We start from the raw sequence: 9,008 nt of genomic DNA on the forward strand, positions 1-9,008 counted from the left end.
CCGGGCTACTTTCCACGTCGCGGTCCATTCGCGTCCTATCCGCGGCGCGTTGGCTTCTAATCAGCCGATCCAATGAGCTCGTTGGTCTTTTCTTCTACCTCTCCATGTGATACAAAACCTCACACTATGGATGTTGAAGTGCAAGAATATGTATCTATGCCTCAGGCCCCATCCCAGCGCGAGATAGCCCGCGGTCTTCTCGCGGGGAGTGGGATTCTGCGCCTTGCAGAACTCAGGAATGCCGGTGTGACCGCCGCAACCGTCAGCCGCATGGAGAAGGATGGTGAGGTCATCCGCCTGGCGCGCGGGCTCTACCAGCTTCCTGATGCAGAACTCGATGCTAACCACAGCCTTGCCGAGGCGGCCAAGCGTTTCCCCAAGGGCGTGATCTGCCTCGTCTCGGCACTCGCCTTTCACGGAATCACGGATCAGCTTCCCAAGAAGGTGTGGATGGCGATCGGCCGGAACGACTGGACCCCAAAGCCGAGCGACATGCCGATACGTGTGCTGCGTTTCTCGGACGATCTGCTTACCGACAGTGTCGAAACCCATGTGATCGAAGGCGTATCGGTAAAGGTGTTCGGCGTGGCAAAGACTATCGCGGACTGCTTCCGCCATCGCGGCAAGATCGGTCTCGCCGTCGCGCTCGAAGGCCTGCAAGAGGCTCTGCGCCAACGCAAAGCCACGCCGGCAGAGATCGCGAGGGCGGCGGATACAGGCGGGGTTGGCACGGTGATCCGCCCCTATCTGGAGGCGCTCACCGCCAATGGCTAAGGAGATCAAGAATATCGGCGCCTCGGTGCGCGCCCGGCTTCTCAACCTCTCCAAGGCGAACGGACAGAGCTTCGATCTGGTGCTCACGCGCTTCGCGCTGGAACGCCTTCTGTTCCGGCTCAGCCAGTCACCGCATGCCGACCGCTTCGTGCTGAAAGGCGCCATGCTCATGATGAGTTGGTTCGACGATCCGCACCGCGGGACGCGCGATCTCGATCTGCTGGGATTCGGCGACCCCGAGCGAAGACGCGATGCTGACGACGTTCCGGGACATCCTGTCGCGGGATGTCGAAGACGGCGTCGTGTTCGATCCGGACAAGCTGCGTGTCGATCGTATTCGCGAAGAACTCGACTATGGCGGTCTCCGGTTGCGTGCGATCGCTTCGGTCGGCGGCGCCCGGATCAATCTGACAATCGACATCGGCTTTGGCGATGCGGTGGAGCCTGGGGCGGAAGTCGTCGACTACCCCGTCATGCTCGATCTCCCCGCGCCGAGGCTGCGCGCCTATGCGCGAGAGGCAGTCATCGCCGAGAAATTCCAGGCGATGGTGGCGCTTGGGCGGGCGAACAGCCGGATGAAGGACTTCTACGACATCTGGATCCTCAGCCGATCGTTCACCTTCGATGATGATAGGCTCGCACAGGCGATTGCCGCGACCTTCGCGCGGCGAAAGACGGCGATACCGACCGATCTGCCCGATGCGCTCACGCCGGCATTCGCAGCGGACGAACAGAAACAGAAGCAATGGCGCGCCTTTGTCGAGGATGTTGCGGTTGATCCAGGACCTCTTGCGCCAGTTCTTGAGGATCTCACTGGCTTTTTGATGCCGTGTGCCGATCAAGCGAAGGGCCTCGATCGAAAGTGACGACATAAAAGCAGGCCGCGCGAAACGCTTATGGAGAGATCCGCTGCGTTATTGCCCGAAGCACATTCGCGAGACCAGACAAGACCTCAGTTGCTGCGTTCTTGCCATGTCCGAACCAGTGCCATGCAATTAGCCCGCGCCTGCATCCGCGATGCGCCCGCTTTTCGTCGCCCCGTCAACCGGCTCGAGACTGAAACTCGCGCACGAAACTGCGTCTGATTGCCATGCAGTTATTTGCAGTCACACATCCAATTCGTAAGTGAAAACTGCGATGTGCGGAATAGCGGGTTTCTGCCAAAAAGTGCTTCTAAGAAATTGACATAATGAATATTTTGCCGTAGCTGTTTGTTGCGGACAGCTTTCACAATCCGTGTAGGCGGCCGCTTTCGGCTACAAGTGCCGGAAAATGCGAGACAAACCCAACGAATGTGGCCAACGGAACGGTTTATGCAAAAGGGTGAGCATTCACGGGCGACTCAGGGTGCGATCTGTGCACTTTTGGTCCCGTGTTCCAGTCGAAAGAAGGTGCATCCCAGCCTGAATGCGCGAGCAGTTTCTCTTCCTATCTTAGACCAGTACTGTCTGGAAACTACATGGATTGAACGGCTACATTCGCTCCCAGTCGCTAGCCGCGCAGGTGAACTTTATGGCGGCCGCGGATTCCAGTTGGCGCTTCGGGCTTCGCAGATATCAGAAGCGCCGCTGTACGCGATTTCTGCCGGTCTTGGGCTTGTAGCCATTGAGCGCTCCATTCCCGCCTATGGCGTAACCGTAAGCGGAAAGGGGCCGGAAAGCATTGTGGCGCGCATCGATGACCGCTTCGATCCCGCATCCTGGTGGTCTGCAGTCAGTCACGGGCCGTATTCCACGCCTATGACACATGTATTTTCGGACAAAGACTCTGGGTGTGTAGTCATGGCACTCAGCCAGTCCTACGCGCGAATGCTGGCATCAAGCTTAGATACCCTGTCGAATTCAGTCATCGCCAGATTACGCATTGTTGGCGCCAATCTTAAGTCGATTTTGCCATCCAGGGTTTCACCGAGTTTGTTGCCCTATGATGAGCGTCTTCAGGCCATCTTGCCTGGGACCCGGGCCGACTTCTCTCAGCGAGCGTTACTGCATTTCGTCCAATCGGGCCTGGAGGAGCGCCCTGACGGTGATGCGGCAGCCCATCGTGATTGGGTTATATCGACGCTTTCCAGGAAAAAGGCCCCAGTACAGCGGCAACGGCAACGTCTCCGGGACGAGGATATCCTGGCTCTTATCCAGCAACACCTGCCGCGGACAAAGGGGATCGGGCGCTTGCTTCGTGTGCTCCGCGACCGTGAGGGGGTTGCCTGTGAGCAGGCTCGCTTTTCGCGTCTTTATCGTGAGGCAACAGGTGAAGGGGGGCTTGTATGAGAGTTGGCAGGCATGATCAGGCATCGATGTTGACCGTCCGCGCATTGCGTACGCAGCAGGCCGATGGGATCGATATTTATTCGTTCTTCGTGCCTGGCGCAGATTTGCTGCGCATCGCCGAGATCAGCAGGATACACCGAAACTCTGATGGCTCGCTGCACGGTTTCCAGCGCAAGCAGATCCGCAACCATGTCCGGTCCATCGTCGAGTTTCTCGATCAGGGTGCAGTCCTTTTCCCAAACGCGATCATCCTGGCGATTTCCCCGCAAGCAGTTTTTACCCAGAGCAGGGGCAGCAAGCCGGAAGGCGACGTTGGCGCTTCCCAATCAGGCACCTTGCGCGTTCCTATTCCGGAAGATGGAAGCAAGGCGGCCTGGATTGTCGATGGTCAACAGCGCTCGATTGCCCTTGCTGAGGCAAAGAACAAGAGCTTCCCTGTTCCCGTCGTCGCCTTCGTTTCCGAGGAACTGGCCGTTCACCGTGAGCAGTTCATCCTGGTCAATAAGGCACGCCCACTGCCGCCGCGACTGATTAACGAACTGCTTCCGGAAGTCGAAGTTGCGCTCCCCCGCGATCTGGCGCCTCGCCGCATCCCCAGTGCGATCGTCAATCTGCTCGCAACCGCGCCGGATTCGCCCTTTCGTGGCCTCGTTAGCCGCGTTTCGGACGAAAATGCGGACGCTGTCATTGTCGACACCGCGCTGATCAAGATGGTGCGCAACAGCATCAGCAGCCCCTTGGGAGTTTTGGCTCCATACAAGGCTTCTTCTTCGCAGGACGCGGATTGCGCGGCTATGGTTCGTCTGTTGAATGCGTTCTGGGGGGCGGTCGCCGAGGTGTTTCCTGAAGCGTGGGGCAAGCGGCCGACCCAAAGTCGACTGATGCATTCTGCCGGCATAGAGGCGATGGGCTTTCTGATGGATCGTGTGATGGCGCGCGCGCCTGGCAACGGAGATATGCGCCGTCATGCCCAAGAAGCGCTCTTTCGCATTGCGCCCTACTGTTGCTGGACTAGTGGGCGTTGGCCGGACATCGACCGTGACTGGAATGACATCCAGAACGTCGGCCGTGACATCAGGCTGCTTTCCGACCAGTTGGCACGTCTCGATCACGCACATTCTATGGCGAAGGTCGCGTAATGAAGTTCGTATTTGCCGATAGTCTCGATTTTGTCGATCCCGCCTACGATTTCATTGCTGATCGTAACGGAGCAGGACGAACGATACATCGTGACGACCAGTTCCCACACGAGTTCCTCGATACCTCCCCTTACGACGGTATCCTCGTTTCTCGCGGTATTGTTGGCGACGCGCTGATTCCGGGAAAATACACAGAAGCTCAATTGATGCGGTTCAGGCGCGAAGGGGCCCGACGCTTCCTGCGCTACTCGCGCGAGCAATTTCCAGACAGCATGATGATGGGCGATTGCGGTGCGTTCACCTACCGTAATATGCCCGAACCCCCGTATCGCGCCCAGGATACGGTCGAGTTCTACGGTGACGGCGACTTCAGCCATGGTTGTTCGCCGGATCATCTTATCTTCGATTTCGATGATCAGGATGCGGAGCGATCAGAGAAGGAAATCCCGGAGGATATCCGCATCCGCTTCGAGATTACTCAACAGAATGCAGCAGAGTTCCTGCGCGAAGCCAAGTCTCTTGGACGTCGCTTCGTTCCCATGGGTGTGATCCAGGGATGGTCAGCGCCGAGCATGGCTCAGGCGGCGCTCAACCTTGCCAAGATGGGTTATGTCTATCTGGCAATCGGTGGCACAGTTCCGCTCAGAATCGAGCAGATAAGACGCGCCCTGGCGGCGATTCGTGAGGTGCTGCCAAAGCAGGTTCGGCTGCATCTTCTCGGCTTTGGCAAGATCGAACACCTCGCCGATCTCGAGCGATATGGCGTCACCAGTTTTGATACGACATCACCGCTGGTTCGCGCGTTCAAGGACTCCCGCAAGAATTACTGGGCACGCAGTAAAGCTGGCGAGCTTTCTTATTACACCGCAATCCGTATTCCGCAGGCGACTGAGAACAATCGGCTAAAGGTCAAAGCGTTGCAGGGTCGCTTGGATCAGGAAGAAGCCCGCCAACTTGAAGCTACGGCGCTTAACGGCGTCCGGCGTTTGGCCTGCCGCGAGATCGACGTTGAAGATGCTCTCGATGCGGTGATGGCCTATTGGGAGAAACTCAATTGGAATGACGAGGCCTCTCCATCCAAGCGGGTACAAGCGCTTGATCGGCAGCGCCGCATTTACGCGCAGACGCTCCAGGATCGGCCATGGGAAGGTTGCGATTGTCGCGTTTGTCGCGAAGGCGGCGTCGAAGCGCTGATCTTCAGAAACTCAAATCGAAACAAAAGGCGAGGAATGCACAATTTGCATGTCTTTTATAAGCATTTGCAGGATTTCCGGGCGGACGCGGTATGAGTTCCCCGCATATTCTCCATTTTGACGTTGTCGCGCCGCGCCAGAGCGAGAGCCTCCCCGTTTTCACTTTCGCCGCGCGTGCTCGGGACGTCGAACGTTTTGCCCGCATCGAGCGAGCAGGACGGGACGATTCCGGTACTCTGCGCGGCTTCCAGCGTCCGCAGATTGCCGGTCATATTCGGGAAATCCGTGATTATCTTGAAAAGCCCGGAGCAATCCTGCCCAACCCGATCATTGTTGCATTCACGCATTCAGCAAGCCTGGAGTCAGGCCCGTCACATGATGGCGTTGAGGGCCGGTTCGGGCGGTTGGCGATCGACGTATCAAATGGTGCGCCGGGATGGATCGTCGATGGTCAGCAGCGCTTCACCGCCCTGAGGGATTTGCATGGGAGCGATTTTGAAGTCCTGGTTTCGGGTTTTATCTGCGATTGTCTTGAAGAGCTACAAAAGCAATTCATCCTTATCAATAACACGCGTCCGCTACCTAAGGCGCTGGTCTACGAGTTGCTGCCTCAGGTAAGCGACCTGCCTCCGCGAATGTCTAATCGCAGCCAAGCTGCATTGATGACGGAGGCGCTGAATTACCGGGAAGGCTCGGCGCTGCGGGGCATGATCAAGCAGCAGACGAACCCGAAAGGCATAATTCGAGACACTGTCATTCAGCGATTGCTCATGAACTCCATAAGCGACGGCGTACTGCGTCTTTACGCTGACGATGACCGATTGCTGCTCGATCGTGGCGTCAATTTCGTCAGTGAGTTCTTCCATGCGGTCAGACATGTCTTTTCCGAGGATTGGGAGGACAAGACGCCGAAAACATCCCGGTTGGTGCATGGCGCCGGTATCATCGCGATGGGTTACGTAATGGAGACAGTGCACGTTCTGACCGGTGCCGAAGATCGCGATGCCTTCGCTCGGGGATTGCGGCATCTGAAGGGTCGAACGGCCTGGAGTTCAGGGGAATGGGCGTTCGGAGACGAGCGTCGTCGCTGGAACGGCCTGCAGAACGTCCCCGCCGATATCAGGCAGCTATCGTTGCACCTCGTCCAGGAACTGCGGCGCGCCATTCCACGCAACGAGGAGGTGAGTTGAACGGTGGCCTACGCTGTCAAGGAAATGTTCTGCACCTTGCAGGGCGAAGGCCGACACGCCGGACGAGCGGCAGTTTTTTGCCGCTTTGCGGGTTGCAATCTCTGGTCAGGGCGTGAGGCCGATCGACCGAAGGCTGTCTGCCAGTTCTGCGATACGGATTTTGTCGGAGTTGATGGTGACGGTGGTGGTCGATTTGTAACAGCACCTGAACTTGCCGAGGCAGTAGCCCTGAAATGGCAATCTGCGCATGGCCAACACCGTTTCGTGGTGCTGACCGGCGGCGAGCCACTGCTTCAGATTGATGCGCCGCTGGTCGAAGCCCTGCATAGCGAGGGCTTCGAGATCGCAATCGAGACCAATGGTACACTGACGCCGCCCGACGGTATCGACTGGATTAGCGTCAGTCCGAAAGCCGGCGCTCCGCTAGAACTTTTGCGCGGCAACGAACTCAAGCTGGTCTTTCCACAAGCCGGAGCCGAGCCGGAACGGTTCGAGGCACTCGCTTTCGATCATTTCCTGCTCCAGCCAATGGACGGACCGGACGTCGCCCGCAACACACAGGCGGCGGTGGCGTACTGCCTGGCTAATCCGCGGTGGCAACTCAGTCTTCAGACGCACAAGCAGTTAGGAATCCGATGAAGATCACCCAGGCCTTCACCTTCGAGGCAGCTCATCGACTGCCCAACGTACCCGAGACACATCGTTGTCATCGGATGCACGGACATTCCTATCGGGTCGAACTGCGACTTGAAGGCCCCGTCGATCCTCGCTCGGGCTTCGTTATCGATTTCTTCGACGTAGAGGCCGCATTCGGTCCTCTGCTGGAACGACTTGATCACTATTGTCTCAACGATATCGAGGGTCTTGAAAACCCAACGGCCGAGAATATCGCGGCTTGGATCTGGGACCGAGTTAAGCCGATTCTTCCGCAAACCAGTTCGGTAAAGGTGTTTGAGACGCCGAATTGCTGGGCGGAATACGAAGGCTAAGGGGGTGCATCATGAATGACGGCGACGCGATCGTCCTATTTTCCGGAGGTCAGGATTCCACGACCTGCCTTGCATGGGCGCTCGATCGCTTCGAACGCGTGGAAACTGTCGGCTTTGACTATCGACAGCGTCATCGCGTCGAACTCGATACCCGGCCGGTGGTTCTCGAGGCCCTTCGAAAGCGTTTCCCGCAATGGGGCCCCAAGCTTGCAGAAGATCATCTCATTGATCTCGCCGTACTCGGCCAGGTGAGCGAAACATCGCTCACCAGGGACGTCGGGATCGAAATGCAGGAGAATGGGCTCCCTAACACGTTCGTGCCGGGCCGCAACCTGCTGTTCATGACCTTCGCGGCCGCGATAGCATACCGCCGCGGCGCCAAGCATATCGTCACTGGCGTGTGCGAGACGGATTTTTCCGGTTATCCCGACTGTCGTGATGACACGATGAAGGCGCTGCAACTGGCACTCAACCTCGGTATGGACACCCGCTTCGTGGTCCACACACCCCTGATGTGGATCGACAAGGCCGAGACCTGGCGCTTATCCCACCGTCTGGGTGGGGACATGCTGGTCGATCTCATCCGTGCGGAGAGTCACACTTGCTATCAAGGCGAACGCACTCTTCATGACTGGGGACGCGGATGCGGAACATGTCCGGCCTGCGAGTTGCGCGCTCAAGGTTATCTGCGTTTCGTCGCCGACCCACAATCAAAAGCGGGCGTCCCAAATGGCTGAAATAGACCGTATTCGCAAGCTGGAAGGCATCGCCTATTTTTTGTGCTTCGTCGGATCAATCCCCCTCTCGAACTGGCTCATCGGGAATGTAGGGACGACGTGCATCCCCGACGGTCCTTGCTTGATCCCTGTGGCGCCCGGACTTGACGCGCCAAGTGGCGTTTTGACGGTCGGCCTTGCATTGACACTACGTGATCTTGTGCAACGACGGCTTGGGCTCAACTGGTCCATCGTCGCAATTGTCCTTGGTGCATTGCTTTCCGCGAGCTTTGCGCCTCCCGCTCTTGTCGTCGCTTCCACAGTTGCTTTTCTACTGTCCGAGTTCGCGGATATGGCAGTCTATACTCCATTGCAGCGTCGACGTTTTGTCCGCGCGGTCGTTGCAAGCAGCATCGTGGGCCTTGTCGTTGACAGCATGGTGTTTCTCTGGCTCGCTTTCGGTTCGCTGGAGTTTTTGGCCGGACAGGTTGTTGGAAAAGCTTGGATGGTGCTCGCAGCTTTACCCATTCTTGCGTGGCTGCGATCGCGCGATCGCCGACTCGGTATTCTGCCCGCCTAACCTGAGAGAAATCCGCACGACCTCTCTTGATCTCTTGCTCAGCCAAGGGCGGAAGTTTCGATTGGAGATCTCGACTGAGGCAGTCATAGTCAATTGCGACCCAGTGTGCCGGATGGACTTTCTCTCGGTATCGTATATTGCAAGCGTCCAGCGCGCA

At 57.7% G+C, this 9,008-nt stretch carries 9 protein-coding genes and 1 pseudogene; all 10 read left to right on the forward strand.

Features of this window, described 5'->3' with window-relative positions; genetic code table 11:
• Window positions 1-156: 156 nt before the first annotated feature.
• The 10 genes and pseudogenes from EO094_RS03030 to EO094_RS03075 all read left to right on the forward strand — a co-directional run bounded on the left by EO094_RS03030 (window position 157) and on the right by EO094_RS03075 (window position 8,851).
• On the forward strand, window positions 157-774 hold the full coding sequence (locus tag EO094_RS03030; protein WP_128290840.1) for a type IV toxin-antitoxin system AbiEi family antitoxin domain-containing protein: 618 nt from the start codon (window positions 157-159) through the stop codon (window positions 772-774).
• Window positions 767-1,640: pseudogene (locus EO094_RS03035) on the forward strand (nucleotidyl transferase AbiEii/AbiGii toxin family protein). The gene EO094_RS03030 and the pseudogene EO094_RS03035 overlap by 8 nt, the downstream one beginning before the upstream one ends.
• Window positions 1,641-2,306: 666 nt before the next feature.
• Window positions 2,307-3,044, forward strand: coding sequence for a hypothetical protein (locus tag EO094_RS03040; protein ID WP_128290841.1), 738 nt, complete (start codon window positions 2,307-2,309; stop codon window positions 3,042-3,044).
• 26 nt (window positions 3,045-3,070) lie between these two features.
• Entirely contained in the window at window positions 3,071-4,183 is a 1,113-nt protein-coding gene (gene dbpB, locus EO094_RS03045) for a DGQHR domain-containing protein DpdB (protein ID WP_246008347.1), read from the forward strand.
• Entirely contained in the window at window positions 4,183-5,472 is a 1,290-nt protein-coding gene (gene dpdA / locus EO094_RS03050) for a tRNA-guanine transglycosylase DpdA (protein WP_128290843.1), read from the forward strand. The genes dbpB (EO094_RS03045) and dpdA overlap by 1 nt, the downstream gene beginning before the upstream one ends.
• Window positions 5,469-6,566, forward strand: a complete 1,098-nt coding sequence (gene dbpB, locus EO094_RS03055) for a DGQHR domain-containing protein DpdB (protein WP_128290844.1) — start codon at window positions 5,469-5,471, stop codon at window positions 6,564-6,566. The genes dpdA and dbpB (EO094_RS03055) overlap by 4 nt, the downstream gene beginning before the upstream one ends.
• 3 nt (window positions 6,567-6,569) lie before the next feature.
• Window positions 6,570-7,205: a 7-carboxy-7-deazaguanine synthase gene (queE, locus tag EO094_RS03060; RefSeq protein ID WP_128290845.1), complete on the forward strand. Its 636-nt coding sequence runs from the start codon at window positions 6,570-6,572 to the stop codon at window positions 7,203-7,205.
• Window positions 7,202-7,555 (forward strand): 6-carboxytetrahydropterin synthase QueD, encoded by a 354-nt coding sequence (gene queD / locus EO094_RS03065; RefSeq protein WP_128290846.1) that lies wholly within the window; start codon window positions 7,202-7,204, stop codon window positions 7,553-7,555. Before queE ends, queD begins: the two co-directional genes overlap by 4 nt.
• Window positions 7,556-7,566: 11 nt before the next feature.
• A complete protein-coding gene (queC, locus tag EO094_RS03070) occupies window positions 7,567-8,292 on the forward strand; it encodes a 7-cyano-7-deazaguanine synthase QueC (protein ID WP_128290847.1) in 726 nt (241 codons plus the stop codon).
• Window positions 8,285-8,851, forward strand: a complete 567-nt coding sequence (locus tag EO094_RS03075; protein WP_128290848.1) for a VUT family protein — start codon at window positions 8,285-8,287, stop codon at window positions 8,849-8,851. Before queC ends, EO094_RS03075 begins: the two co-directional genes overlap by 8 nt.
• Window positions 8,852-9,008 lie beyond the last annotated feature (157 nt).

It is taken from the genome of Afifella aestuarii, assembly GCF_004023665.1.
GTDB lineage: Bacteria > Pseudomonadota > Alphaproteobacteria > Rhizobiales > Afifellaceae > Afifella > Afifella aestuarii.